Annotated in this window: 26 protein-coding genes; 11 read left to right on the top strand and 15 right to left on the bottom strand. The window is 52.3% G+C overall.

The window, feature by feature from the left end; genetic code table 11:
* Window positions 1-62: 62 nt before the first annotated feature.
* The 4 genes from nadC to BM231_RS05245 all read right to left on the bottom strand — a co-directional run bounded on the left by nadC (window position 63) and on the right by BM231_RS05245 (window position 4,776).
* Window positions 63-929 (bottom strand): carboxylating nicotinate-nucleotide diphosphorylase, encoded by an 867-nt coding sequence (nadC, locus tag BM231_RS05260; RefSeq protein ID WP_093517361.1) that lies wholly within the window; start codon window positions 927-929, stop codon window positions 63-65.
* A complete protein-coding gene (locus BM231_RS05255; RefSeq protein ID WP_093517359.1) occupies window positions 926-2,560 on the bottom strand; it encodes an L-aspartate oxidase in 1,635 nt (544 codons plus the stop codon). The genes nadC and BM231_RS05255 overlap by 4 nt, the downstream gene beginning before the upstream one ends.
* 107 nt (window positions 2,561-2,667) lie before the next feature.
* Window positions 2,668-3,771 carry a quinolinate synthase NadA gene (nadA, locus tag BM231_RS05250; RefSeq protein ID WP_093517357.1) on the bottom strand — a complete coding sequence of 368 codons (1,104 nt, stop codon included), beginning with the start codon at window positions 3,769-3,771 and terminating at the stop codon, window positions 2,668-2,670.
* A gap of 312 nt (window positions 3,772-4,083) precedes the next feature.
* Window positions 4,084-4,776 carry a hypothetical protein gene (locus tag BM231_RS05245; RefSeq protein WP_093517355.1) on the bottom strand — a complete coding sequence of 231 codons (693 nt, stop codon included), beginning with the start codon at window positions 4,774-4,776 and terminating at the stop codon, window positions 4,084-4,086.
* A gap of 319 nt (window positions 4,777-5,095) precedes the next feature.
* Here BM231_RS05245 and BM231_RS05240 point away from each other — a divergent pair, with 319 nt between their 5' ends.
* Window positions 5,096-6,358, top strand: coding sequence for an MFS transporter (locus tag BM231_RS05240; RefSeq protein WP_093517353.1), 1,263 nt, complete (start codon window positions 5,096-5,098; stop codon window positions 6,356-6,358).
* 107 nt (window positions 6,359-6,465) lie between these two features.
* Window positions 6,466-7,485, top strand: a complete 1,020-nt coding sequence (gene acuI, locus BM231_RS05235; RefSeq protein ID WP_093517351.1) for an acrylyl-CoA reductase (NADPH) — start codon at window positions 6,466-6,468, stop codon at window positions 7,483-7,485.
* Window positions 7,486-7,600: 115 nt separating this feature from the next.
* Here acuI and BM231_RS05230 read toward each other — a convergent pair whose 3' ends face one another.
* The 5 genes from BM231_RS05230 to ygfZ form a co-directional block, all read right to left on the bottom strand.
* A complete protein-coding gene (locus BM231_RS05230) occupies window positions 7,601-8,758 on the bottom strand; it encodes a cell wall hydrolase (RefSeq protein WP_093517350.1) in 1,158 nt (385 codons plus the stop codon).
* Between the two features lie 508 nt (window positions 8,759-9,266).
* The gene (locus tag BM231_RS05225; RefSeq protein WP_093517845.1) at window positions 9,267-10,292 is read right to left on the bottom strand and encodes an NUDIX hydrolase; all 1,026 of its coding nucleotides are present in this window, start codon (window positions 10,290-10,292) and stop codon (window positions 9,267-9,269) included.
* A 20-nt stretch (window positions 10,293-10,312) separates the two neighbouring features.
* Window positions 10,313-10,837, bottom strand: coding sequence for a tyrosine phosphatase family protein (locus tag BM231_RS05220; protein ID WP_093517349.1), 525 nt, complete (start codon window positions 10,835-10,837; stop codon window positions 10,313-10,315).
* Window positions 10,837-11,478, bottom strand: a complete 642-nt coding sequence (locus tag BM231_RS05215) for a YfbR-like 5'-deoxynucleotidase (protein ID WP_093517348.1) — start codon at window positions 11,476-11,478, stop codon at window positions 10,837-10,839. The genes BM231_RS05220 and BM231_RS05215 overlap by 1 nt, the downstream gene beginning before the upstream one ends.
* Window positions 11,479-11,629: 151 nt before the next feature.
* Entirely contained in the window at window positions 11,630-12,472 is an 843-nt protein-coding gene (gene ygfZ, locus BM231_RS05210; RefSeq protein ID WP_093517346.1) for a CAF17-like 4Fe-4S cluster assembly/insertion protein YgfZ, read from the bottom strand.
* A gap of 322 nt (window positions 12,473-12,794) precedes the next feature.
* Between ygfZ and BM231_RS05205 the strand changes: the two genes are divergently transcribed.
* The gene (locus tag BM231_RS05205) at window positions 12,795-14,057 is read left to right on the top strand and encodes a BtaA family protein (RefSeq protein ID WP_093517344.1); all 1,263 of its coding nucleotides are present in this window, start codon (window positions 12,795-12,797) and stop codon (window positions 14,055-14,057) included.
* Between the two features lie 28 nt (window positions 14,058-14,085).
* Window positions 14,086-14,826 (top strand): class I SAM-dependent methyltransferase, encoded by a 741-nt coding sequence (locus tag BM231_RS05200; protein ID WP_093517342.1) that lies wholly within the window; start codon window positions 14,086-14,088, stop codon window positions 14,824-14,826.
* 65 nt (window positions 14,827-14,891) lie between these two features.
* Here BM231_RS05200 and BM231_RS05195 read toward each other — a convergent pair whose 3' ends face one another.
* Window positions 14,892-15,557, bottom strand: coding sequence for a hypothetical protein (locus BM231_RS05195; RefSeq protein WP_208860100.1), 666 nt, complete (start codon window positions 15,555-15,557; stop codon window positions 14,892-14,894).
* Window positions 15,558-15,727: 170 nt separating this feature from the next.
* On the opposite strand from BM231_RS05195, the gene BM231_RS05190 reads away from it, so the two are divergent.
* Complete coding sequence (locus BM231_RS05190; RefSeq protein ID WP_208860099.1) at window positions 15,728-16,360, top strand: LysE family translocator; 633 nt, start codon at window positions 15,728-15,730, stop codon at window positions 16,358-16,360.
* A gap of 107 nt (window positions 16,361-16,467) precedes the next feature.
* Here the strand turns inward: BM231_RS05190 and BM231_RS05185 are convergent, their stop codons facing one another.
* The 4 genes from BM231_RS05185 to BM231_RS05170 all read right to left on the bottom strand — a co-directional run bounded on the left by BM231_RS05185 (window position 16,468) and on the right by BM231_RS05170 (window position 18,638).
* Window positions 16,468-16,743 carry a hypothetical protein gene (locus BM231_RS05185; protein WP_014284380.1) on the bottom strand — a complete coding sequence of 92 codons (276 nt, stop codon included), beginning with the start codon at window positions 16,741-16,743 and terminating at the stop codon, window positions 16,468-16,470.
* 263 nt (window positions 16,744-17,006) lie between these two features.
* The gene (locus BM231_RS05180; protein ID WP_063298855.1) at window positions 17,007-17,486 is read right to left on the bottom strand and encodes a TIGR02301 family protein; all 480 of its coding nucleotides are present in this window, start codon (window positions 17,484-17,486) and stop codon (window positions 17,007-17,009) included.
* A gap of 232 nt (window positions 17,487-17,718) precedes the next feature.
* Window positions 17,719-18,132 carry an NUDIX hydrolase gene (locus BM231_RS05175; protein ID WP_093517340.1) on the bottom strand — a complete coding sequence of 138 codons (414 nt, stop codon included), beginning with the start codon at window positions 18,130-18,132 and terminating at the stop codon, window positions 17,719-17,721.
* Window positions 18,129-18,638: a hypothetical protein gene (locus BM231_RS05170; protein WP_093517338.1), complete on the bottom strand. Its 510-nt coding sequence runs from the start codon at window positions 18,636-18,638 to the stop codon at window positions 18,129-18,131. The genes BM231_RS05175 and BM231_RS05170 overlap by 4 nt, the downstream gene beginning before the upstream one ends.
* 86 nt (window positions 18,639-18,724) lie before the next feature.
* Here BM231_RS05170 and BM231_RS05165 point away from each other — a divergent pair, with 86 nt between their 5' ends.
* Together BM231_RS05165 and fabG are read left to right on the top strand one after the other, a co-directional pair.
* Window positions 18,725-19,492 carry an SOS response-associated peptidase gene (locus BM231_RS05165; protein ID WP_093517336.1) on the top strand — a complete coding sequence of 256 codons (768 nt, stop codon included), beginning with the start codon at window positions 18,725-18,727 and terminating at the stop codon, window positions 19,490-19,492.
* Window positions 19,493-19,543: 51 nt separating this feature from the next.
* Entirely contained in the window at window positions 19,544-20,314 is a 771-nt protein-coding gene (fabG, locus tag BM231_RS05160; RefSeq protein WP_093517334.1) for a 3-oxoacyl-ACP reductase FabG, read from the top strand.
* Between the two features lie 6 nt (window positions 20,315-20,320).
* Here the strand turns inward: fabG and BM231_RS05155 are convergent, their stop codons facing one another.
* Complete coding sequence (locus BM231_RS05155) at window positions 20,321-21,733, bottom strand: FAD-binding oxidoreductase (protein ID WP_093517332.1); 1,413 nt, start codon at window positions 21,731-21,733, stop codon at window positions 20,321-20,323.
* Window positions 21,734-21,907: 174 nt separating this feature from the next.
* Between BM231_RS05155 and fabI the strand changes: the two genes are divergently transcribed.
* From fabI to aroC, 4 genes are all read left to right on the top strand, one after another.
* Window positions 21,908-22,720, top strand: a complete 813-nt coding sequence (gene fabI / locus BM231_RS05150) for an enoyl-ACP reductase FabI (RefSeq protein ID WP_057464882.1) — start codon at window positions 21,908-21,910, stop codon at window positions 22,718-22,720.
* A 198-nt stretch (window positions 22,721-22,918) separates the two neighbouring features.
* Window positions 22,919-23,545 carry a histidine phosphatase family protein gene (locus BM231_RS05145; protein ID WP_093517330.1) on the top strand — a complete coding sequence of 209 codons (627 nt, stop codon included), beginning with the start codon at window positions 22,919-22,921 and terminating at the stop codon, window positions 23,543-23,545.
* 348 nt (window positions 23,546-23,893) lie between these two features.
* Window positions 23,894-25,213 carry an enoyl ACP reductase FabMG family protein gene (locus BM231_RS05140; protein WP_093517328.1) on the top strand — a complete coding sequence of 440 codons (1,320 nt, stop codon included), beginning with the start codon at window positions 23,894-23,896 and terminating at the stop codon, window positions 25,211-25,213.
* 356 nt (window positions 25,214-25,569) lie between these two features.
* Entirely contained in the window at window positions 25,570-26,661 is a 1,092-nt protein-coding gene (gene aroC / locus BM231_RS05135) for a chorismate synthase (protein WP_093517326.1), read from the top strand.
* Window positions 26,662-26,776: the final 115 nt, after the last annotated feature.

The raw sequence follows: 26,776 nt of genomic DNA, 5'->3' as shown, positions 1-26,776 counted from the left end.
GAAAAAGGCCCGGTCATCAGATCGGGCCTTTCTCATTTCAATTTATCAAACGCTCAATTGGTCTAGCCAATCTCGATATCGAGCCCCAGATCCAGAATTGGCGCGGAGTGTGTGATCCAGCCGGATGAGATGATATCAACGCCAGCTTCTGCAATCGCCTGAATGGTCGAAAGCGTAATCGTACCAGACGCTTCCAGTACAGCTTGACCCTTGTTGATTTCAACCGCCTGCTTCAATAGCTCAGGGCCCATATTGTCCAGCATCACCACATCAGGTTTGGCCGTTAGGGCTTCCTTCAGCTGGTCGAGTGTATCCACTTCAACCTCAATGCGCACAAGGTGTCCGGCAAAAGCACGAGCGCTCTCAATCGCGGGAACAACTCCGCCTGCAACGGCGATGTGATTGTCCTTGATCAGGATCGCATCATCCAGACCAAAGCGGTGGTTCATACCGCCGCCACAGCGCACCGCATACTTCTCAAAACTGCGTAGTCCCGGAGTGGTTTTTCGGGTGCAAACCACTTTTGCGTTGGTATGTGAAATTTTGCGTTGAAATGCGTTCGTAGCGCTCGCAATGCCCGAAAGATGGCTCAAAAAATTCAGCGCCACACGTTCCGCTTCCAGCAGTGCACGAGCGGGACCATGAATGCGGGCGATAATGGTACCCGGCTCCAACTTATCCCCGTCCTGCGCCAGCACGCTAACATCGAGAGTAGGATCAACCTGACGAAATGCGGAAAGAGCCAGATCAATGCCAGCAAGCACGCCATCCTTACGAGCCGCAATCACACCTGTGGCAACAGCATTAGCCGGAATGGTGGCTTGCGAGGTGATGTCACCCGCACGGCCAAAGTCCTCAAGCAAAGCAGCTTTGACGGCATCATCAACCATGATCAGCGAAAGCTCGGGCAATGAAGACGGGCGGCTCATAGCATATCTTCCTCTTCAACAGCCGCTTGGCCAACATCGCTGGCAGCAGCCTCTTTGGCGAGAGACTCAATCTGAGCAAGTTTCACAAAGGAACGCTTGGCAGCCTCCGCCTTCTGCGGGAAGTCGGAGCGGAAATGACCACCACGGCTTTCTTCGCGAAGCAGAGCGGACCCTGTAATCAGCTTGGCTGCAATCACCATGTTGAGGATGGAGTCTCGGCGGCACAGCGTTTCAGCGTTTTGCAAGCGCGCCAGTGTCCTAGTTAGCCCGTCCGCATCACGCACCACGCCAACATGGCGGGACATGGCGGAGCGAACCATAGAAACTACGGCACGTTCCTGCGGGTTGCGTGTGGAGGCCTGATCATCAACATCATCAATCTCAGCCCAATGATGCACGCGGTGATGCGGCATGAGGGCCTGAATGTCTTCCGCAATGCGAGCTGCAAACACAACAGCTTCAAGCAAAGAGTTGGAGGCCAGACGGTTGGCACCATGCGCACCCGTCGCCGCAACTTCACCAGCTGCCCAAAGGTTGTCGACAGAGGTACGACCAGACGCGTCAGTCAGGACACCGCCCATGTGGTAGTGCGCTGCTGGAGCCACAGGGATCAGACCATTGATCGGATCAATGCCAGCCTTTTCGCAAGCTGCGTAAACGCGGGTAAAATGCTCTGGGAAACTCGCCCCAATGGCCTCGCGGCAATCAAGGAAAGCACCACGGCCAGCTGCAATTTCTGTATGGATTGCGCGCGCAACAATATCACGAGGCGCCAGCTCTAGATCAGGATGGATACCATCCATAAAGCGATGCCCGTCATTGTTGACGAGGATTGCACCATCACCGCGGATCGCTTCACTCGCAAGCGGGGCAGGGTCCTGCTCAACATTGAGAGCTGTTGGGTGGAACTGAACAAACTCGGCGTCAGAAACCAGCGCACCTGCACGGGCAGCCATCGCAAGGCCATGTCCGTTTGCTTCACCCGGATTGGTGGTTGTCGAGTAAAGGTGGCCAACACCACCGGAGGCCAGCACAACAGCTTTTGCAGGAATGGTAATACGCTGCGTCCCGCCACGACGACGAGCCGTTATGCCGGTAACATAACGACCTTCCGCGATCAGCTGACAACCAATATAACCTTCAATGATGCGGATAGACGGCGTCTTGTAGGCCGCATCAACAAGCGCCTGCATAATGGCTTCACCAGCCATGTCACCACGCACCCGCACAACACGGTGGCTGGAGTGGGCAGCTTCGCGGGAAAGGGCCAACTTGCCAGCAAGGTCTTTGTCAAAGGGCACGCCATAGCCCAGCAGATCGTGAATGCGGTCAGACGCTTCACGTGTCATGCCTTCAACAATGGCTTCTTCGCAAATGCCGTCGCCTGCCGTCAGCGTATCCTGCGTATGGGCGGAGTGATGGTCGCCCTCGGCCACAGCAGCAGCAATGCCGCCTTGTGCCCATGCAGATGAGGTGCCACCGCCAATCGGCGCGTTGGTAACAATGGTCACTGGCCGCGGCGCAAGCTTGAGCGCGCAAAACAGGCCAGCAAGGCCACCACCTAAGATAACAACATCATCCACGCCGTTCAGGGCAACAGCAGGGGCGAGAGAAGAACCGAACTGAGACATTTCAGAGATTATTCCAGACTATGGGGACCTGATCTAAAAGGCCCGCTGCCGTTAAAGGCAGCAGGGTGCACTGAAGACTTTTCAATATGCCAGCTACACGAAAGCCTCTAGTTCTTCAAGTTGATCATGCGTTCTACGGAGGCGCGAGCGCGATCCGCCACACTTTCATCAACAATCACTTCACCAGACATATCGAGCAAACAGTCCAGAATTTTGGTGAGGGTGATGCGCTTCATGTGTGGGCACAAGTTACATGGGCGGATGTAGTTGACGCCCGGTGTAGAGGAGGCGACATTGTCCGCCATGGAGCATTCGGTGATCATCATCACCTTCTCAGGGCTGTTGTCCTTCACCCAGTCGATCATATGTGAGGTTGAACCAGCAAAGTCAGCTTCTGCAACAACTTCCGGCGGGCACTCAGGGTGCGCGATGATCTTCACATCAGGGTCAATGGCACGGTAGTCGCGCAGCTCTTCCGCCGTAAAACGCTCATGCACTTCGCACGAACCGGCATAGGTCAGCACGTCAACATCAGTCTGGTTGTTGACGTTGGCTGCAAGGTACTGATCAGGGATCAGCAGCACCTTGTCAGTGCCCATGGCTTCAACAACCTGCACCGCGTTGGAAGAGGTGCAACAAATATCGCACTCAGCCTTCACATCAGCGGAGGTGTTTACATAGGTGATGATCGGAACGCCCGGATTGGCTTCGCGCAGCTTGCGTACATCTGCACCTGTAATGGATTCTGCAAGTGAGCAACCCGCATCCATATCCGGGATCAAAACGGTTTTTTCCGGAGACAGGATCTTGGAAGTCTCAGCCATGAAGTGCACACCGCACTGAACAATAACCTGAGATTCAGTCTTCGCAGCTTCTTTCGCCAGCTGCAGGCTGTCGCCAACAATATCAGCCACACCGTGGAAGATATCCGGCGTCATGTAGTTGTGTGCCAGAATAACAGCGTCGCGCTCTTTCTTCACCTTGTTGATCGCAAAAATCAATGGAGCAAGAGCAGCCCACTCAATCGCAGGAATGAAGTCCTTCACCTTCTCATAGGCTTCTGCTGTCGCTTCCGCGACCTCAGGCGTGTAGGCAAGGTCTGGACGCTCCAAAGGCACGTACCGTTTTTGAACAGCAGCACCATCAATGCCGGCAGTAATGTCGTTGACAGCAAGGCTGCCTGTTTCAGCGACTGTAGTCGTGGCGGACATGCGCTATCCCTTATTCTGCCGGTCAGAAACCGGATTATACTCAATGTGAGTATAAGGGGCTTATAAAAAAACACGGCCATAACGCCGATGCCAACCCTTATGCTCATTTTGAGTTTTTATAGACCTCTTCCCTTGCGTCGACAACCTATTCTTTTGCCGGATGCATATGATTGCTGCGTTTAAGCTCGATTTAGCCTTACTGAGTAATCACTTAATTTCCTAAATTTGCAGGGTACAAATGAGAAAAGCCCGACATTTCCACCCATCTGGGAAAATGTCGGGCTCAAATTTGTTGAGAGCAAAAAGGGGCTCTTACTTGGCTGGAACGTAGCTGGATGGGTTACCATCAGCGCCCTGATTGACCATGTAGTACTGGTTCTCACCGCTATCAAACACGAGGAAACCATCCTGATCTGCAGGCTTGGTCTGCGTACCCCATGGAGACTGAATTGTGACCTCAGCAGCTGGTGCATAGCCGATCGCAGACATACGAACCATCTCGACAGGAACGGTCTTCAACGCGCCGGTCAGGCCAGCGTCTTTTGCGTTAAACAGCGCCAGCACTTCCGGTGCCATGTCCAGACGCTTCACAAGGCGGGTGTTCTTGGCAGCAACTTCTTCCAGACCAACCATCTCGTACTTGGAGTCGAAAGTCTCTTTGCCGATCACGTAAAAATCAGGACCGGTCTTGCTCATCTGCAGCGCAACAACAGAACCTACATTCTTTGCGATGTAAGCATCATCGTAGCTGGTGGAGTCCACAGAACCCAAAGGGCCACGGATCGCTTCTGGCAGGTCAGCCAGTGTGTCACCAGTGATCTTCCAGCCAAGGATTGGACGGTCCTTGATGTAAAGCTCTTTGGCAGGTGCATGCTTTTCAACGTGTGCAGTCAGCTCAGCCTGGCTCTGCACATCATCCTGTGCAGAGGCTGCCAAAGGTGTGCTTACAGCAAAGGCAAGCAGGCCTGCTGCGAGTGTTTTTCCGAAAGAAAATGAGTAGGTCATGGTCGGCCCCTAAATGTAGATGGGGGATTTAGGTCAGGACCCAAATCAAAGTCAAGCGTTACGGCGGGTTTCGCTAGCAATTTGAAATATATTAGTATTCTCACATATGAGGGTGTTCAACTCTGCGGTTGCATTCAAGCAAAATGCCTGAGGGATAAAAACTCATTCCAATTACTGATGGATGACCTAAGTAATTTCAATTATTGCAGAACGGAAAATTAGATTAAACCTGATTACTCCCCGCTGCTCAGCGAAAAACTGACACCATTGGTCCAGCGTCTGGTCGAAACTCTTTGCCGGATGCAGGAAAGGAAATTGCATGTCTCAAGCGACCCAGGTCGAGAACCAATCCTCTGTCCGGCGCGGCCCTAATGTCCCGCTCATTATTATCAGCGGATGTATCATCGGCATTCTCTCGTTTGGGCCACGGGCAACTCTGGGCTTGTTCCTGACGCCTATGTCCTCAGAATTTGGCTGGGGCAGGGATGTGTTTGCTTTTGCGCTGGCACTTCAAAACCTTGTTTGGGGCATGGCACAGCCTTTCGCTGGCATGATGGCAGATAAATACGGCACCGGAAGAACGCTGGTATTGGGTGCGATCATCTATGCTGCTGGCCTCTACTTGATGAGCCTGTCAGGAACACCGCTCCTATTGCAGATCTCTGCTGGTGTCTTGATCGGCTTGGGTGTCGCATTCACGTCTTTCTCACTCGTTCTGGCCGCCTTCGCCCGGTCTGTTCAGCCCAAATACCACGGCATCGCCTTTGGCATGGGCACCGCCGCCAGCTCCTTCGGCCAGTTCCTCTTTGCTCCATTGGGCCTTGGCTTGATCGAAAGCTTTGGCTGGTCCAGTGCACTGATTTACATGGCAGCTGTCGTCGCCATCGTCCCCTTGTTCGCGTACATCCTGCGTGGCCGTTCCGCAGCTCCTGCTGCCGGCAACTCTGCCAACCCACAGGACAACATGACCTTGTCTCAGACATTGGGTCTGGCCTTCAAAACCAGAGATTACATCCTGCTGGTCTTCGGCTTCTTCGTTTGTGGCTTCCATGTAGCTTTCATCACCGTACACATGCCGACTTTCATTGTGGATCAGGGTTTTGATGTCTCCGTTGGAGCATGGGCGCTGGCATTGATCGGCTTGTTCAACATCGTCGGCTCCATGTCCTCCGGCGTGTTGGGAACTCGCTTCCCAAAACAATACCTGCTCTCCTTCATCTATCTGGCCCGCGCCATCGCCATCACGCTCTACATCACACTGCCAATCTCAGAGATGTCGACACTGATCTTCGCGGCCACCATGGGCATCCTGTGGCTCTCCACCGTGCCGCCAACATCAGGGCTGGTCGCTGTGATGTTTGGCCCGCGTTACATGGGAACGCTGTTCGGCATCGTGTTCTTCTCTCACCAGATCGGGTCCTTCCTGGGAGTGTATCTGGGCGGTGTGCTCTATGAGCGCAGCGGCAACTACGATGCCATCTGGTGGCTCGGAATCGCACTTGGCATTTTCGCGGCCATAGTGCACTGGCCAATCCGTGAACAGTCTGCCACAGCAGGGCGTCTGGTCGCTAAGCCTGCGTAAGACGCCTATTGGGTGAACTAGCTAGGTTTGTCAGTGTGTTACACCGGAATATTGCCTAGCGTTATTTTCTTGCCTTATGGCCCTCCTTCTGCCAGCTTTCATGCAACATGAATTGGCGAGAAGGATTGGCCATGAGCGAGTTTGATGCCCTCTGGATTGAAGCAGATGAAAGCGGCCGCAAGCCACTGCCTGCCAAATGGAACAAGGTGACCGTTGATCAGCTCTCTGCAGGAGATGTGACGGTCAAGGTCACGCACACCACCATCAATTACAAGGATGGGTTGGCCCTGGCAGGCGCACCGGGCATCACCCGTAAATTTCCCATGGTGCCGGGTATCGATGTGGTTGGCGAAGTGCTCACCAGCGAAAGCGACCGCTTCAAACCGGGCGATCAGGTTCTCCTCAACGGCTACGGTGTTGGTGAAGTTCACACCGGCGCCTACGCGCAAGTCGCCCGCTTGAAGTCTGAATGCCTTCTGCATCGCCCGGAAGAAATCTCAGCCGCCCGTGCTGCCGCCATTGGCACCGCAGGTTACACAGCCATGCTCTGTGTGATGGCGCTGGAGAAATACGGCCTGACACCGGATCACGGTCCGATTGCGGTCTCTGGTGCATCCGGCGGTGTTGGATCAGTTGCAATCAGCCTGCTCTCCAAACTCGGCTTTGAGACCATCGCCTTCACAGGGCGCACCGAGGAAGCTGACTTCCTCAAAGGCCTCGGTGCAACAGAAGTGCTCGATCGGGCTGAGCTAGTCGAAAAGGGCAAGCCACTTGGCAAAGAACGCTGGGCTGGCGCGGTTGATGTTGCGGGCAGTCATACACTCGCAAACCTGCTGGCGCAGACCAACTACGGCGGCGCTGTCGCGGCGTGTGGTCTGGCACAAGGCATGGATATTCCAGCATCCGTCATGCCGTTCATCCTACGCGGTGTTGCTCTGCTCGGCGTGGATTCTGTAATGGCGCCAATGGCTCTTCGCGAACAGGCTTATCGCCGTCTTGTGCAAGATCTTGACCTTGCCAAGCTGGACACCCTGTCAGAGACCATCAAACTGGCAGATGTCGAAGAACGTGCCGCCAAGCTTCTAAAAGGGCAGGTGCGCGGACGCACAATCGTGGAAGTCGAGTAACGCCACAACAAGCAGGTTTAGACAAAAAGAAACCCCGCATCAGCCAATCGCTGGTGCGGGGTTAAATATTGGAGCGGTCAGGCCACCAAAATTCTCTCACATATGAGGTTGCGGATTAGCTCCAGCCACCTCGATAGGTCTTGTAGAAGATGTGCTTGCCAATACGCTTCTTACGCTGCATGGTCGGTGCCCAGTTCGGGTGAACATAAGTTGCATGGTAATGAGTTGAGGCATCAACAGCCGGAATGCTCACTTCACCCTTTACGATTTGCTGCGCGATCTTCTTCGCTTTGGCCCATGGACCAGCCTCAGTCACACGCTCAGGAATACCATCACACGCAAAGGAGAACTGGCAGGCGTTCTTCATGCCCTTGTTCTGATAAACCACACCACACACCGTATTCGGATAAGCTGGGTTCTTCAGACGGTTGAGAACAACCTGCGCAACGGCTATCTGCCCGTCACGTGGTTCACTGCGCGCCTCAAAATAGATCGCCTCAGCCAGACAGCGCATTTCCTTCTTGGATTTCTTCACAGAACTTGGCAACTGGCGCATGTACCACCAGTGCGGATTGGTCTCTGAAGTGGAGGCCAGCTCCTTGTCTGAAAGAGTTGGCTTGCCGGAAGGCGTAATCGAAACTTTAGGCTTGCTCAGCAGCGCATCAAACGGTGCTTTGTTGGTCTGCGGTGTTGCTGGAGCATAGGCGGTTGCCAAAGCAATTTCGTTTTGCTTGGCGATGGAAAGCGTAGCTGGCTTAACTGTCTTCTGCGCAATCTGTTTGCGAGCTGCCAGTGCTGCACGGCGCGCTGCCTTGCCAAGTGGCGAAGTGTCGGCCTGCCCATTGTTGTCGGCAAGTCCAGCCAGCGCATCTCCGCCGTAATGGCCGTTGAAAGCCATTTGCGGCAGCTGGGAAACAAATCGGTCGGAGCTCTTCGGTTTGCCTGCATTCTGGATGAAGGCCACAACACGGCTCGGCAGAGTAGTGACGAGCATGTCACTCTTGCCGGTGCGGTTCACCGCATGGCGTTGTGGAGCTTTCTTCTCAGGAGGTACGAAGTACTTTGCGAATTTCTGGCTGTCTCGCGAGGAGACAGATTGCATCCAGCGCGGCATTTCCTCGTCGAGGTTTCCGGTCAGTGCCGGAATATCCTGCAACGCAACTGGAGACGCAGCAAAGGTTCCAACTGCAAGCCCTGCAGCTAGAATAGGGTACTTAAAGTACATGAGGACAGCACGGCGTCCTGCATTCTTCTTCATCCCATGGCCCGACATACGCAATCTACTCCAAATCAACGCCCCAAAACTCAGCGTCTCTCAGTCCCTCTAAAGGGAACCCCAAACTCTGAGATCGACAGGATGAAGAAGCCCGATAAAACACTCCCACCCGTCAATTTTCCGGATGAGTGCATTTTTCGCTTTTAACCTTGATATAAAGTTAAGCCCGCCAAAACCCCAGTTATTCTGCCACAGTTCACGCCGCTGACAGTCAGCATATGGTTAATATGCAGGGACGGTACTCACCAAAAAACTAGGGCTATTTCATGTCTGGGTGGATTTTTCAGTTGGCCAAAAATCATAGGAAACAAAAGGCGTCATGCAGGAAATGACACCTGTGATATCTTGGTGCGGCTGTAGGATATCAACACAATCAAAATCTTAACAAGATTAACCATAAGGCTCCCTGTTAAATCCACAACTCCGTTTTTCCTATGAATTTTTGCCGAGAAAAAACTCAAAAAAATTGTAGATAACCTTACGTCATTTAAGGCGAAAATGTGAATCAGAGCAGGCTAACGCGCAATCCCGGGGCAGGACGCTCCTTTAAAATGTCTCTTCTGAACCGGTAAAGGGCCGCTGGTCGTCCGCCCGTCGCGGTTGAGGTTCTACCTGTCTGTTCAACCAGCTGTCCTGTTTCCACCAAACGGCGGAAGTTCTGCTTATGAATATGACGACCAGAAATAGCCTCAACTGTCTGCTGTAGATCGGTCAGGGTAAACTCAGGTGGCATCAATTCGAAAACAACAGGCCGATACTTCAGTTTTGCCCGCAGCCGGGAGAGAGCTGTTGCCAGAATACGGCGGTGATCGTGGGCAAGTCCCTCGCCAAGGTCTGGCAAGGTCCCGCGTTCCAGTGCAGTTGGTTGTTTATCGCGCAAGGCCTCACGCATAAGACCGGAGCCATAAAGCAACTCGTAACGGTCTAAAACGCGTTCCTCATCCCATTTCAAGGAGCCGACGCCAAAGGCGAGCTGGTAGCGATCTTTCCGGCTGAGTTCATGGTAGGTTTTGGCATCGTCATCCGGCGCCTTGGTGAAGGTCTCCATGCTGGGATGTATGATTTCTTCCAGCATCTTTGGTTGGCCACCACGCCAATCTTCCCAAGGAAAAAAGTCATACCACGGACGCCAACGGGCACCTTGTCTGGCAAGCAGTCGTTCAGATTCTGGTGTTTGACGGGTCAAGGCCAGATAGCCGACAGAAACCATATGCGGCTCCCCAACCCTCGCCAGAGAATATCTGTCACGATCACCAAAGGTATAAAGCTGTTCCACATGGCCAATATGAAGGGCAGTCTGCTCTTCAACAAACGCACGCAAGCCCAGCTCAAAGGTGCGGTGCACACGCGGATCAAACGGGCCAGAGGGCAGGCCGGACAATTCATCAGGTACTTTTTGCGGAACTGTCAGAACAAAGGGGACTTTGTCCTTAACTGAAACAATGACAGCATTCAGACCAATGCCAAGCTGAACAGGCTCCATGTCAGCACCGCGTTGGGCTGCACTTCCTGTTTCCACTGCATTGCTCATCCAGGTTTGCTCCGTATCCGTCATACAAGTTCAACAAGTGCGGCAGGATCAAGTGAGAACTGGTTGCCCTCAAAGGTTTCTGCACCGCGACCAAGCTCGATGATAGATTGTATCATGCGCCCATTTCGCTGCAAAAGAGTGTCTGCCAAAGAGATAAGCAGCGGATTGGGTGTGGCTACAGGAGAAACCTTGCGCAAATGTTGGGCCAGCGCACGTTCATCCGTATCCGGCATGGTCGCACACGTGATGATGTAGGCAGCAGCTGTTGACCGGCTGACACCAGCCCAGCAATGGACCAGCAAGCAGCCTTCCCGTGCAGCCCCACAGGAAAACTCCAGCAATTGCTCCACATGTGCCCTATTGGGCGCAAGCAGGCCTTCGCGGGGCTCGGCAATGTCATTGAATTCCAGCACCAGATGGTGATCAGGTTTTATCTCAGCAGGTAAGATCACCTCTGTTCCCGGAGAAACGAGAGAGAGCACATGGCTCGGGCTTGCTGTGGTCAACGTGTCTTCCAGCTTGGAAAGTGGACAGACATGCAACATCAGCGGCCTCCAACAATCTTGCGCGCTTCATTAAGCTCAGCAAACCGTGCCAGAAAGGCCTCTTGTGCATCCTTGGTTGGCAGCGGCTCAATGCTTGCCGCCAAAGCGTCCAGTTGCTCGGCTGTAACTTTTGCAGGCTTTCCAAAAATCTTGTCAGCCTCTGCCTTGCTGAAGCCCGCCAGATGGATCGCTTCCAGATAAGCACTGATAATGTCGGCCTTCTTGGCAAGCTTGGCAATGCTGACTGGTAAGTCAGGTGGCAGATTAAACGCTCCGTGAATGGCATGGTGTAGCCGCTCTTCAACGGCCTTGTAAGTGCCACCCATCACGTTCTTGAACGGCGAGATCATATCCCCGATCACGTATTCAGGCGCGTCATGTAGCAAGATTGCCATACGCCATTGAATATCAAGATCAGGCTTGAGCATCAGCGCAATCTCTTCCACCACCACACAGTGTTGAGCAACTGAGAACGCATGATCTCCAATCGTCTGCCCATTCCACCGTGCAACACGTGCAAGGCCGTGCGCAATATCAGAGAGTTCCACATCCAACGGAGACGGATCGAGAAGATTAAGTCTTCTGCCAGAAAGCATCCGCTGCCAGGCACGTGGGGAAGATGAAGAAAGCTCTGCGCACATTAGTCAATCAAGCCAGTCGTCAAGGTTACAGTGGTTTCTACAGTGTATCTCCGAAAAGTGGAAACCTATTTTCGGATAAAGATACGCAAAAACAAAGGCTAAAGCCGTTCATCTGTTCCAACTTAAATGCGAACTGCTATAGCAATATCTCTTAATTAGATGAAGGCCAGTTGAAACTTGCCCACTCTTGAATGGAAGGGGTGAGCGTAACGCCTTCACTGGTCAGTATCATGCCTGCATCCATAGCAGTTTTCACTCTGTCCAGTCGCAGCAATGCCAATCCGTTGTTGCCTTGGGAGGATCCCAATGTACCAACGCTCTTCTCTCCAGCCAGAACATCACTACCGGCGGCAGGCAGTGCACTGTCTGCGGAAACTTTGATGATACGCTTACGGGCTGTTCCACGGTGCTTCATGCGGGAAACAACCTCTTGCCCGATAAAGCAACCCTTGGAGAAAGCCACTCCGTTGAGATTGTCCATATCTGTATCGTGCGGAAACACGTCTGCCAGCTGAAAGTCCAGCCCGCTTTGCGGAATGCCAAGCTGGATACGGTGCGCATGATAATCAGCTTGCGAGGCTGTCTCTTCCACTGATCCAGAGCCGATATAACGAACACCCATGTCAGCATGGCGAGGATCGCGCGGTTTGTCCGCTGGCAAATCATCTCCCCATTCTGCGATCACATGCATGGTCTCATCTGCGGGTTCCACAGTCACCTTGGCGCGAAGCTTGTAGAAGCCAAGACGCTTGGCAAACGCATCGAGTTCATCAGTGCTCACATCAATCAGGAAACCACCCGTGCTTTCATCTGCAAACACAATGAAGTCCCAGAGGATCTTGCCCTGAGGCGTGAGAAGGGCGCCGAAGCTGCTGGATATCGCATCAATCTCGCTAATGTCACAGCTGACGAGATTTTGCAGAAACTCCTTGGCATCTTCGCCAAAAACCTTCACGAGCCGACGTGAAGTGAGAATGGTACGTTGTGATGCCATGGGTCCGTCCTTCCAATGAATAAAACAACAAGAGTGTTTCATAACCCATCAGCTATGCGCACACCACGGAAAAAGAATAGTTTCTGTGGGTGAAGCTGGAACACTGCACCCGCATTTTATAGCCTCTGAGGGGATCAAAAATTACGAAAGATGAGGCAGATAAATAGAAATGAAAGTGCACTGAGTTGTTTACCAGCACAATCCAGTATTACCGCTTTTCTGAGGTCATTCTGCAAATAGCATCGATGTTTCGACGTCGCAAAACTGTCGTGTGCGTGAACTAACTCTTTCTCTCGATTGATTTCAGTTCTTGATTCTGGAGATGCACGTGACATCAACTATCAGGCAGTCAAAGAAACGTTTGGATCGTGCAGTACATCGTTCAAAACTGATCTCCATGGAAGGCGTGCTGGAGCGCCTGTTCACCTTCGCATTTAAGGGGCTGGTTTATCCGCAGATCTGGGAGGATCCAGAGGTGGATATGCAGGCACTGCAACTCAAGCCAGATTCCAAAATGGTGACAATCGCCTCCGGTGGCTGCAATGTCATGTCTTATCTCACCGCAGACCCGCAAGAGATTACGGCGGTTGATCTCAACCGCGCGCATGTGGCCTTGAATCGCCTGAAACTGACGGCATTGGAAGAGTTCCCGGACTATGAGATGTTCTACCGGTTCTTCGGTGAGGCTGATGAGAAAGCAAATATTGCCGCCTACGAGAAGTACTTGAAGCCCGCCATTGATCCGGAAACCATGGCTTACTGGGAAGGGCGAGACATGACAGCGTGGGGCCGCAAGCGCATCACGTTGTTCTCCCGAGACGTCTACCACCACGGCATGCTTGGCTACTTCATCGGGTTTGGTCACTTCATCGCAAAGATCTACGGCGTTGACCTGAGCAAAATGGCAGAAGCACGTGATCTGAATGAACAACGGTCATATTTCGACAAAGTCCTGGCACCACTCTTTGATAAGCGTCTGATCCGCTGGGTAACCTCCAAGAAGATGTCGCTCTATGGCCTCGGCATCCCACCAGCGCAGTATGAGAGCCTCGCAGCAGAAGGCGGTGGCAACATGGCAGGCGTTCTCAAACAACGCCTTGAAAAGCTGGCCTGCGACTTTCCAATGGAAGACAATTACTTCGCCTGGCAAGCCTTCACCCGTGGATATGCACCCTCTCAAACACACAGTGGAACCGGACTTTCTGGCCCTTTGCCACCCTATCTGAAGCCGCAACACTTCCTGGAAATTCGTAAAAGAACCTCCCATGTGCGCGTTGTTAATCGGTCTTTCACAGAGCATCTGGATAATCAGGATGCAAATAGCCTTGATGCTTACGTCCTGCTGGATGCGCAGGATTGGATGACAGACAGGCAGCTGAACGATCTATGGGCAGGAATATCCCGAACGGCACGACAAGGAGCGCGCGTCATCTTCAGAACGGCTGGCGAGCCAAGCATTCTGCCGGGGCGGGTCAATAACGAAATACTGGGGCAGTGGACCTATGAGGCGGCTGAAAGCGCACGCCTCAACAAGCTGGACCGCTCCTCCATCTACGGTGGTTTCCACCTCTACATCTATAACTGAACAAGAATAAGCATGTGAGGGAAGTGAAATGGCGAATGTAAAGTCCTCAGCCTCACTGATGGATAAAATCTATAAGAACCAACGGCATTTTTATGATCTGACCAGAAAGCATTACCTTCTTGGGCGGGATCATTTGATCAAGCATTTGGCAGCACCGCGCGGCAGCACGGTTCTGGAGCTCGGCTGCGGAACTGGCCGCAACTTGATTGAAGCCGCAAGGGCTTACCCAACCTGCCAGTTCTTTGGCGTCGATATCTCCGAAGAAATGCTGAAAACCGCAGAGGCCAACATACACAAAGCGGACCTGTCTCACCGGATCCATCTGGCTCAGGGTGACGCCACAAGCTTTGATCCGTTCGAGAAGTTCGGCATCGACACCTTCGACCGTGTTTTCCTGTCCTACTGCGTCTCTATGATCCCGCCATGGGAAGAAGCCCTGCGCAATGGCACAAAGCTTCTGGCGAAAGGCGGTCAGCTCTCAGTCGTGGACTTTGGCCAGCAGGAAAGACTGCCCGGCCTGTTCAAGCTGATGCTCAAAAAGTGGCTCGGCAGGTTCCACGTCTTACCGCGTGAAAACCTCAAGGATGTCCTTCATGATATCGCGCAGGACAAACGCGCCAAAATGCGTTTTCTGCCACTCTATCGCGGATATGCTTATTACGCGGAACTCGACAGCAGCTTCTACACTCGTTTCATGGAAAAGCCGGAGCAAATGGACCTGCTGAAAGCGGAGAACGAAAGTCACCGCGAAATCCGCAAGGCTGGATAAGGCATCAAACGAAAAGCCCACCAGAACTTTTGATGGGCTTTCATCAACCGGTCATCGAAGACGGTTTAGTCTCCGGCAATAAAGCTTCGCACATCCCCATCCTTGGAAATGCCAAGGCGATAGAAGGTCCATGCACCATAATCCAGCATTTCAAAGTAATCTGCAGCAGTGACGATCTGGTACATCTCAACCTTTTGAGACGGGGACAGGTCATGCAAAGGGTAACGGGCAAAGTAAGGCCAGATATAAGTCTCTTCTTCTGTTCCCTCGTTGAGCCGCACATATCCGGCTGTCACAATGTCCAGTAGGATTGCGAGGATCTCGTGCCCTTCACCATCACCAGAGCTGTCTTTCAGAAAGCTGACCGGATCGCGTACAGGTGTGAACGAGAGTTCCGGTGGTTGCTCTTGCTTGGCAAACAAAGGCGCCAGCGCAGCAACATCGCCGCTACGAGCAATCTTGATCAGTGTCGCGCGAGTTGCTCTGACAGCCTCCGGCAATTCTGTATCGTCATAAAAGACGTCCAGCTTTGGCAACGGAGGTTCCTCCGCAAACTCACTGTCCAAAGCATCTTCACCGCTGGTATCTCTGTTGAAACCTTCATCAAGCAGAGGAAATTGCTCAGCCTTGGGGCGTTGAATGCGAATCGTTTCGGTCTTGATAGCCTGTGTTGCAGCCATAGCCGGAGCTGTAGTGCAAAGTAACCCTATGATGAGTAGGCGAAAATACATGAAGTGCTCCGAAACGGACGTAGGGCTTGTGCTTTGCTTCTAGTTTAAGGGCTTGTGAGGAATCAAGGAAGAAACGGACCCTAACCTATGCACAAGCTAAAGGGCCTTTAGAGAATTTATAGGAAGATCTGACAGGTCTTCTGCGTAGTTGGGAAGTTTGGATTAAAGCGTTGAATATTGAACTCTTCATTACAGGTATGATTATCGGGCTCGTAACGTCTGCACCGATTGGCCCTGTAAACGTGTTGGCAATCAGAAGGGCAGTGCATTACGGCTTCCTTCCGGGCCTCATTGCTGGCTTTGGGGCAGTCCTGGCCGACGGTGTATTTGCAACCGCTGCTGCTTTCGGCGTGACAGCAATATCAGAGTTCGTTGAACGGCATGAATTCTATATCCAGACCATAGGTGGTCTTCTTCTAATCATCTTCGGTATTGTTGTGTTCCGCTCTCATCCGCACCTGAAAGGGGGGAGCGACGGTGGTCCAACGATCTGGCGCGGTATGATTGTCTCTTTCGCCATGACAGTGACCAATCCAGGCGCGATCCTGGGCTTTATCGCAATTTTCGGCTCGCTGGGAGAGCATGCGCCCGAGAAGGGGGACTATGTCGGTGCTTTGGCGCTCGTGCTGGGCGTGTTGACTGGTGCACTTTTGTGGTGGGCTTGCCTGTCGGCGCTGGTGTCCAAGCTGCGAAATCGCATGAATGACAACTGGCTTTCCACCATCAACCATGGGGCAGGCATCATCCTACTGCTTTTTGCAGCGCTCATCCTTGGCAAGGTCGCAAGTGATTTGATTTTCTAGAGTATGTTCCGCGAATGTAAATGAACGTGACGTGCTCTAAAACACCGAGCTAGAATCAAAAAAGCCCCGATCAATCGGGGCTCTTTGAAAAAACAGCTGTGCTGAAATTAGTGCAGACGACGTTCCAAAGAGTAGTCACCACGCTCAACGCGCTGTGGCAGTTCCTGCGCAAATTTGGAAACAGCTTCTTCTCCATAAAGAGAAACCAGATCCATCATTGCAGAGAACAGCGCAGCATGCGCAAGAGCTGTACTGTCGATGCCGTGGGAAAGACCATCCTCCCAAGCTTCCTGAATGAAGCTCAGAGCCAGTCGGCGGATGTCTGCATCAGATGCATCGATCTCTTCTGTGAATTCGCCGGCGATAGCGTCGTCCTTGATCATGCTGGCTCTCATGTCCCTCTATGTGCTGCTTCTTGTTATTTGCCGTTACATGTAACGGGCAAACGAAAACAAATGAAGCGTCGCATGCCTTATCTGTTAAACGGAAGTTAACACGCAAAACGGCAGGAACAACCGACTCACTGATGTTTTGGTAAACTCGTCCAGAGCTTCTGTAAGTTATGGTTAATATTTGTGGCGAAGCCGAGTTATCCAAAAAACACGCAATAATTGTCTGTGGAAAACGATTACAACCGGCTTTTCTATCAATCGCGGCTGTACTTGCCCGTTACTTCTTGGGTGATAATTACACCTTCATCGGCGAATCTGCGAGAGGCCTCAACAGCCGCTGGAGTGCAGGTTTGATAGACCGAAGCGAACCCCCGATAGCTCTGATTAAACCGCTCCACAAGACGCCTGCGTCTCAGCTCGTTCTGCACTTCTGCACCCAACAAGGAGTACATGCGCTGGCGCCATTCGTCCGCTTCATCATGACCGCAAAGCGGGCGCAAATAATGAAGGGCACCAAGAATCTCTGAGAGGCGGATAAGTTGTTGCTCGTAGGGAGGTTCTTTTAACTCTGGCTGAACGGGTTGGCCCGGAGATTGCGGGGAGCTTTGAGCAAATGCAGCAGGGGCCGCAGCAACACTCAAAAGCATCAGACCAAGGCAAATCCCTCGGCCCGTCGGCCAAGCAGGTTTCGCAAAGATACGTGTCCAACCTTTAAGTCTTGCAATATCAGTCAAGCTAGATCCCACAGCATGCTGGTTGCTTCAGATTCTCTAAGGATGGCCGTCTCCCGGCACTCTGTCCACTATGGAACCTTGGGGATTTCCGGTTTTCCCTTGTTGCACAGCTAGCTGCTGGACAGATGCTTAAGCGTATTCCCGAAAAGTAGTTTCGGTTTTCGGATAAGAATACGCGTAGAAGTTAAAGAGTGAGAGCTTGATGCGCGAATGCAAGTGCGCGCGATCTGCTCTAACTACATCTTAGAAGGTTCAAAATGTGCTGCTGCATGCCGGGTGCAAGAGGCAGGTTCATGGATTCTTCCCAAGTGTACCAGCCAAGTTCAGCGGCATCAGAGCGGGCTTCTTCCTCACCAGTGACCTGGGTACAGCTAAAGACATGAATGCGATATTGCACCTTGCAATCTTCCGCAGAAGGATAGGACACCGTCCATTCCTTCAGGTCTGATGCGCACAAGGATGTTTCTTCTTTAAATTCTCTTTGCGCGGCATCCTTAAGGTTTTCACTGGGAAGAACCTTACCGCCGGGGAAACTCCAGAGGCCTTTGGAGGGCGATTGGGCTCGCTTTACAAGCAGAACTTTGTTGTTCTGCACACAGGCAACGCTGGTTGCCTCAATGTATTCCGGAATAATTATTTTGCTCATGAGAACAGGGCGTCAACATCCGCTTGAGTGCTTTCCTCAGTGCTGATTGTCTCATCCGGCAGATGCCCATGGATGATCGACCCTGCTTGTGAAAGCAGCGGTCGAATGACGGTAACGGCTTTATCCTGAACGATTTGCAGCAGTTCACCTGTTACTTCAGCAGAGCCAAGCATTTTTTGTAAGGAGATAACTTCCTGATCAACTTCACCAATACACTTTTCCAGTGCAGTCCTAAGCGGCAAATCAACAGCTCCGTATGCGCGAATAGCCAATTCTTTTGCTGAGAACTTAGAGGCACTGAAATGTGTGATATAGTCAGCCGGTTCCCAGGCCAGAACATCTTCTGCGCAATCGGGAATATCAGGAAGCATTTCAAGAAGCATAACAACCTCATTGAAATGATTGAGATAGTCAGTTGCAAGGCCCGTGGATGGATTGATGTTTGCATGCGTCAAAAGCTCAGGAGAAAGTTCTCCTACGCCGATTTTATCGCAGTACATATCCATTGCAGCCTCCCAGCTTCCTATCTGTCGCGCGGAACCTATCTCTCGATTGGTTGCAATTTTACTAAAATGCAAACAGAGTAATCTGCATGTGTGGTAGATATAGCCTGTCAGCGTCTCCGGAAGAAGTCAAAGCGTTGTTTGATTATGCCGAACAGCCGAATTTTCCACCGAGATACAACATAGCACCGACTCAGCCAATTGCACTCGTAAAACACGAAAATGGTGGGCGCCACTTTGGGTTAGCACGATGGGGCTTGGTCCCATCATGGGTCAAAGACCCAGCAAGTTTCACGCTTTTGCTCAATGCCAGAGCCGAAACTTTAGAAGAGAAACCCTCGTTTCGTGCAGCCGTTCGTCACCGTAGATGCTTGATACCTGCAAATGGTTTTTACGAGTGGCAACGCAAGGGTGCGGCAAAGCAGCCCTATTGGATCGCGCCAGCCGATGGACGCCTTCTTGCCTTCGCAGGCCTGTGGGAAACTTACTCCCATCCTGATGGTGGAGACATTGATACCGCTGCTGTAATCACGGTTGAGGCCAATGGGACGGTGAAGCCAGTGCATCATCGCATGCCCGCAATCATCCCTCCAGAGCATTTCAATGACTGGTTGAGTAACGGAACTGTGATGTCACGGGACGCAGTTAAATTGCTGCAACCTGTGGATGATGGGCTGTTAATTGCAACACCGATCTCAACGCGTGTGAACAGCGTGACCAATGATGACCCGTCTTTATGGGAGCGGGAGGTCATTCCAACTCCTCCTAAGCCACTCAAAACACCAGCCAAGCCAAAACCCCAAAAGAAGGTTGCAGGTGGCTCTTCAGGAAACAACGGGCAGTTAGACTTGTTTTAGCCTCTGCACAACATACTCAGGCCAACACCAAGAGACTATGAGGGATCAACGATGTTGGCGTCGCTTAAAGGGAAATCTGTCATTGTTACGGGTGGCTCCCAAGGTATCGGCTTGGGCATCTCGCTGGCTTTTGCCCGTGCAGGTGCCTTTGTCACCATCGCTGCTCGTGGAGAAGAAGCAGGCGCCAACGCTGTAGAGGAAATCGCTCTGGCAGGTGGGGCAGGGCAGTTCCTTCAGTGTGATGTCACCCAGTGGCAAGCAGTCAAGGCCATTGTCGATGAAACGGCAAACGAAAACGGGCTGGATATCATATGTGCCAACGCAGGCATCTTCCCAAAACAGACGATTGAGGAGATGGAGCCCGAGCAGTGGGATCATGTGCTTGATACAAACTTGCGTTCCTCCTTCTACTGCGTAAAGGCAGCCCTCCCGCATATGAAAGAAGCCGGGCAGGGGCGGATTATCCTCACCTCGTCAATTACTGGCCCGATTACCGGGGATGCTGGCTGGTCTCATTATGCAGCGTCCAAAGCAGGGCAACTGGGTTTCATGCGAACAGCCGCCTTGGAGTTGGCCCCTCACAAGATCACAGTGAATTCGGTTCTGCCCGGCAATATCAGGACAGAAGCGCTGGATGACCTCGGTGATGCGTATCTGAAGAAGATGGGGCAAACGATTCCGCTTGGCCGATTGGGTGCGCCACAAGACGTAGCAAGCGCTGTGCTTTTCCTTGCCAGCGAAGAAGCAGGTTACATCACTGGGCAGCAAATTGTCGTTGATGGAGGACAGGTGCTCCCGGAAGGACTGGAAGCACCTGACTAGGACTGTCTAAAGAACGCGGCCCGGATTGAACATGTTGGTCGGGTCGAGTGCGTCTTTAATAGCGCGCATCATGTTCATCTCTGTGGCGCTCTTCACTTCTGCAAGCAAATCTCGCTTCAGGATGCCGATGCCATGTTCTGCGGAGATTGAGCCGTTGTAGCTGGCAACGATCCCATGCACGATCCGATTCACATCATCCCACTTGGCAAGGTACTCGGCTTTATCAGCACCCTTCGGCTGGGTGATGTTAAAATGGATGTTGCCGTCGCCCATATGTCCAAACGGAACCGGACGACATCCCGGCACGGCTTCTTTAACCGCTGCGATCGCTTCCTCAAGAAACTCAGGCACCTTTGCAACAGGCACAGAGACATCGTGTTTGATGGATCCGCCCTCAAACTTCTGCGCCTCTGAGAGCCCATGACGCAACCGCCAGAAATCAGCAGCCTGCGCTTTGCTTTGCGCCAGCAATCCGTCACGCAGCAGATCAGCCTCAAACGCCTCAGTGAAGATGGTCTCTGTCAGGCTGGCAAGGTCGATGTCTTTCGTACCCGCCGAAATCTCGATGAGCACATACCACGGATGCTGTTCTTCAAACGGATTGCGTGATTGTTCCATATGCTCACAAATGAACTGCATGCCGGTCTGCGGCATCAACTCAAATCCGGTAAGCATGTTCCCGGCATGGCTTTTTGCCAATGAAAACAGTGAAAGTGCCTTAGCGGGCGAATCTAGCGCGACCAAAGCCACCTCTACCGACGCCGGAGCTGGGTATAATTTGAGGCTGGCACCCGTAATGATCCCCAAAGTGCCCTCTGAGCCGATAAATATTTGTTTCAAATCGTAACCGGTATTGTCTTTGCGCAGGGTCCGAAGCCCCTCCCAAACCTCACCATTTGCGAGCACAACTTCGAGCCCGAGAACAAGGTCCCGGGTGTTCCCGTAGGACAGGACGGCAGTGCCTCCGGCGTTGGTTGCAATGTTGCCACCAATCTCACAGGAACCTTGCGAAGCGAGCGTCAAAGGGAATAATCGATCATGCTTTTCAGCCGCATCATGAACAGCCTGCAGTGTGACGCCTGCATCTGCTACCATCGTATAACCTTCAGGGTCGATGTGGCGAATTTTATTTAATCTAGAAAGGGATAGCACGATTTCGCTACCGTCTGGATTGGGAATTTGACCCCCGACCAAACCCGTGTTGCCACCCTGTGGAACCACAGTGAGACCATGCTGAGCCGCAAGCTTCACGCACTCTGCAACTTCTGATGTGGAACCGGGCCGCAGCACCATAGGTGTGGCGCCTCGAAATTTGTCTCTCCACTCAACAAGAAATGGGGCCTTGTCATGGTCACTGACAAGCACATTTGCGTCCCCGATAATCTTTTGAAACGCGTTCACCAAATTTGGAATAGTCATGTTTCCGTCGCAGTGTTGGAAGTTGATCTGGCTCTAACTATCAGATAATGGGAGCGCAAGAACACGTCCATGTCTGATTGGACTTTTTTCGACGGCTTGAAGCCAAATGAACAGTGTGCCATAGCAATTTGGGGCTGTTCACTAGATTAAGTGATATTCACTCAGGAGAAAAACATGGCAGAAGCGCAAGGATTGATGGCCGGCAAACGTGGTCTCATCATGGGACTGGCCAACAATCGGTCCATCGCTTGGGGTATTGCAACAGCACTACACGATGCCGGAGCTGAAATCGCACTCACCTATCAGGGTGAAGCGCTGAAGAAGCGTGTTGAACCATTAGCAGAAAAGCTCGACGCACTTGTTGTAGGTGATTGTGACGTTACGAACGAAGCAAGCATTGATGCAGCATTTGAAGTTCTGGAGCAAAAATGGGGCAAGATCGACTTCGTCATTCATGCGATCGCTTTCTCTGACAAAGAAGAACTGACTGGCCGTTATCTGGATACCAGCGCAGACAACTTTGCAAAGACAATGCAGATTTCCTGCTACTCGCTGGCATCCGTTGCCCGCCGTGCAGAAAAGCTGATGACCGAAGGTGGTTCCATCGTAACTCTCACCTACTACGGTGCTGAGAAGGTTATGCCTAACTACAACGTCATGGGCGTTGCAAAGGCTGCATTGGAAGCAAGCGTCAAATACCTGGCGGTTGATCTTGGTCCTAAGAAGATCCGTGTAAACGCGATTTCTGCAGGCCCAATCAAAACACTGGCAGCAGCTGGCATCGGCGATTTCCGTTACATCCTCAAATGGAACGAGTACAACGCACCACTGCGTGAAACCGTAACCATCAATGATGTTGGAAATTCCGCTCTCTACCTCACATCCGACCTGTCCCGCTCTGTCACCGGTGAAACCCACCATGTGGACAGCGGCTATCATGTGGTTGGCATGAAGGCAGTAGACGCACCGGATATCTCCGTCGTCTAAGTGAGCTAAGCTTTTAAGTTTGAGAAAAGGCGCTCCTCGGGGCGCCTTTTTTACGTGAAAGGTGCCGGTAAAGGCACGTATGACTTAAATCAAGAATGTGTGCATAACTGTTGTTTTCTAACGAGGAATGACACATGTACCTCGTAAGAAGCCGCTACAAATCGGTTGCCGACTAATCTTACGAAGAAGGCCCATGGAATGACTGGCTCGTTGATGCCCCTTGCGAAAACCACACCAACTCCGCTTTTGTATGTCCGTCACGGACAAACAGACTGGAACCTGGAAGGGCGCATGCAGGGCGGTCAGGATATTCCGCTCAACGACACCGGTCGCAAACAGGCCCGGCGCAACGGTATGGTGATGAAGGACTTCCTCCCAGACCTTGGCAAGACAGCAGATGATTTCATCTTTGTCAGCTCACCCATGATCCGCGCGCGGGAGACCATGGAAATTCTGCGCAAGGAAATGGGACTGGATCCGCACGATTACAAAGTCGATGAGCGCCTTCGTGAAATCACATTCGGCAATGTGGAGGGAATGACCGTTCCTGAAATGATGGTCGAGCGTCCTGAAGTCGTTCGCATGCGGCGCGAAGATAAATGGGGCTATGTACATCCCGAAGGGGAAAGCTACAAAATGGTTTCTGATCGCATCTTCGAATGGATGTCAGAGCAAAAGGATCCCATGATCATCGTTGCACATGGCGTGGTGATGCGTGTGTTGCGCGGCCTGCTCTGCGGGTATGCACCAGCTGAAATCCCGGATCTTGAGACGCCACAAGACCAGTTCCTTCTTTGGCGCGATGGCTCTGAGGCGTGGATTTAAAGTTCAGATCCAAAAGAATACGGAGACACGCGGGTCCTTCCGATCAATGGATGTACCAATGCGTGCTCTCACGTCCAGCGCTGTACCAAGCCTTTAAGATTGGGGGCTTACAACGCATTTCTTGGTCGTTAAATTGATCAGGTTTTTGCGTCAGCGATAAACTGTGACACATAAAGTGAATACCATAGCAAAGGCAGTCCACGACATTTTGGAATGCTTTGCTACAATCTGCATAAAGACCAGCTAAACAGGCTACCTAAATCAGTTGTAACTCGTTATTTTCAGGCAACAAGAGCAGAACGCTCACCTATGAAATCTCGAAACTCTTAAACTTTTTGGAAGATCTTGATGAAGACGTCTCGACCACTCAAGGCAATCAGCAGCAATACCGTTTTTGGAGAGGGCGATGTCTTCGTACTCTTCGGCGAACTTTTTGGTCGCGGATATGCGACTGGCTTGATCGATCAGGCAAAGGCAGCCGGGATGACAGTGATCGGCATTACTGTCGGTCGTCCGGATGAAAACAACAAGCCACGCGCACTGACACCAGAAGAGCTTTCTGAAGCAGAAGCCAATCTGGGTGGCAAAATCATCAACGTGCCTCTGCGTGCGGGTTTTGAGTTGGATGCGCCGGAAGGTACTGCGACGCCAACTGATCTGGTCAACGAAATGACCATTAAAGATTGGCAGGATCACAAGCTCGACTGGGATCATGTTGAGATCTGCCGCGATCTTGGCTCCAACCGTTTCAAAGGCGCTCTTTCTCAGGTCATGGAACAGCTGGATACCATGATCCCTGCGGGTAAGAATGTCTTCTTCGCTCACACAATGGCAGGCGGTATTCCGCGTGCAAAAGTGTTTATGGCAATCGCGAACCGCATCTACAAAGGCCGCGGCGCACGCTACATGCCATCCCAATCTCTTATCGAGAGTGATCTGGGCAAGCTGATCCTGCAAAACTTCGAGGAAGTAACCGCAAACAGCTTCGGTTACCTGCTGGAAGCCAGTAAGACGCTCCGCGATCGCGTGGAAGCAGCTGGCGGCGAAGTGCGCTACACCGCCTATGGGTATCACGGCACCCGCATCCTGATTGAGGATGAGTATCGCTGGCAGACTTACACAAACTACACGCAGGGCTACGCTAAAATGGCTCTGGAGAACTTTGCTGAAAGCGCGTGGAAAGACGGCGTGAAGGCAACAGTGTTCAACTGCCCTGAAATCCGCACCAACTCTTCAGACGTGTTTGCAGGCATCGAGCTGTCTCTCTTGCCACTGCTGCAAGCCTTCAAGAAAGAAGGCGGTGGCGCATGGGTGGATGCACTCTGGCAGAAGTGTCAGGGCATGCTCAAGCCGGAAGCATCTCTCGATGACGTTCTGCAAAAGGTATCTGACTATCAGACCAGTGAGGCGATGCAGCCGTTCTACAACTTTGAAGCTTGGCCAATGCCAAACTCAGCGGAGCAGGTAGACAAAACCGTTGGCACCTCGCAGGAAATCGTAGATCTGCATAATGAACGCAATGTTCTGGTCAGCGACGAGCTTAGCCAGCACGTTGTTGCAGCAACTGGCATGCTCATGTTTGGCGAAGCCAGCCAGCCAGAAGGCCCGGTTCTGTGGCTCGACCATGATCTGGTCGCAAAACGACTTATTCAGGAAAACAACGCTTAAGCTTTATCCAAGGCTGACATCCTGACTGAAAAGTTTGAATGAATAAGAAAAGCCCGGGTACGTGACCACCACGCTACTCGGGCTTTTTGTATGAAATATTGCTCGTGCGCTAAACTTGCCGGTGCCTGAATGCGCTTTGCACCCCCTGCGATCCTTCATTTTTAGTCGTAGATCTGGAAATAGGCCAAAATCCAGTTCGTTCATTCGGGAAAATTACGCAAGTGCTGCAAGGCTCTCAATTGACCTGCCGTCGGAACCCACCTAAAACCACTGTAATTCTCAGAGCGCGTTCTGGTTGATTGAAGAGAGTCAGCCGAACAGGGCGTGCTCATGCTCTAAAAGTGAACTGCTAGAACATGTCCCACAACACCTTTGGTCATCTGTTTCGCGTAACAACATGGGGCGAAAGCCACGGACCAGCGCTTGGCTGCGTCGTCGATGGTTGTCCGCCTCTGCTTCCAATCACAGCAGAAGAGATTCAGGTGTATCTGGACCAGCGCAAGCCGGGGCAAAACAAGTTTACCACCCAGCGCCGTGAACCGGATCAGGTCAAAATTCTCTCTGGTGTGATGGTGGATGAAGACGGCGTACAACGTACGACCGGTACGCCCATCTCCCTGATGATCGAGAACACTGATCAGCGCTCCAAGGATTACTCCGAAATTAAAGAACGCTACCGTCCGGGCCACGCAGATTACGCCTACGATGCCAAATACGGTATCCGCGACTATCGTGGCGGTGGACGTTCATCAGCACGCGAAACAGCATCCCGCGTAGCTGCTGGTGGTTTGGCGCGCAAAGTCATTCCAAACATCCTGATCCGCGGCGCACTGGTCCAGATGGGCCCGCATAAGATCAATCGCGACAACTGGGATTGGAACGAAGTGGGCAACAATCCATTCTTCTGCCCGGATGCGGAAGCTGCCAAGTTCTTCGAAGAATACCTCGATGGGATCCGCAAGGACGGTTCTTCAATTGGGGCCGTGATTGAAGTCGTCGCAGAACATGTGCCAGTGGGTCTCGGTGCCCCGCTTTACGGCAAGCTGGATCAGGACCTCGCATCAGCCATGATGTCCATCAACGCTGTGAAGGGTGTTGAGATCGGCAACGGTTTTGAAGCTGCATGTTTGACTGGTGAAGAGAACGCCGACGAAATGCGTATGGGCGAAGATGGCAAGCCTGACTTCCTGTCCAATCAGGCAGGTGGCGTGCTGGGCGGTATCTCTTCCGGTGCGCCGGTCGTGGTTCGCTTTGCTGTAAAGCCAACCTCTTCCATCCTGACACCACGCAAATCCATCACCCGCAGCGGGGAAGAGGTCGACGTGATGACCAAAGGTCGTCACGACCCTTGCGTTGGCATCCGCGCAGTTCCGGTTGGAGAAGCCATGATGGCCTGTGTTCTGGCTGACCATGTCCTGCGTGACAGAGGCCAGTGCGGCGAACGATAAAAGGCCGCTCAACCTCTAATTTCATTCTTATTGAAAAGGCGCTGGCAAAACCGGCGCCTTTTTTGTTGTTTGGAAGGGAAGCTTTAGGATGAAAATAAAGTATCACCCCCAAAAA

Origin of the sequence: Pseudovibrio ascidiaceicola, assembly GCF_900114245.1 — a bacterium.
Taxonomy (GTDB): domain Bacteria; phylum Pseudomonadota; class Alphaproteobacteria; order Rhizobiales; family Stappiaceae; genus Pseudovibrio; species Pseudovibrio ascidiaceicola.
Note: the sequence above shows the minus strand (reverse complement) of the source record. Positions and strands in the feature narration are given on the sequence as shown.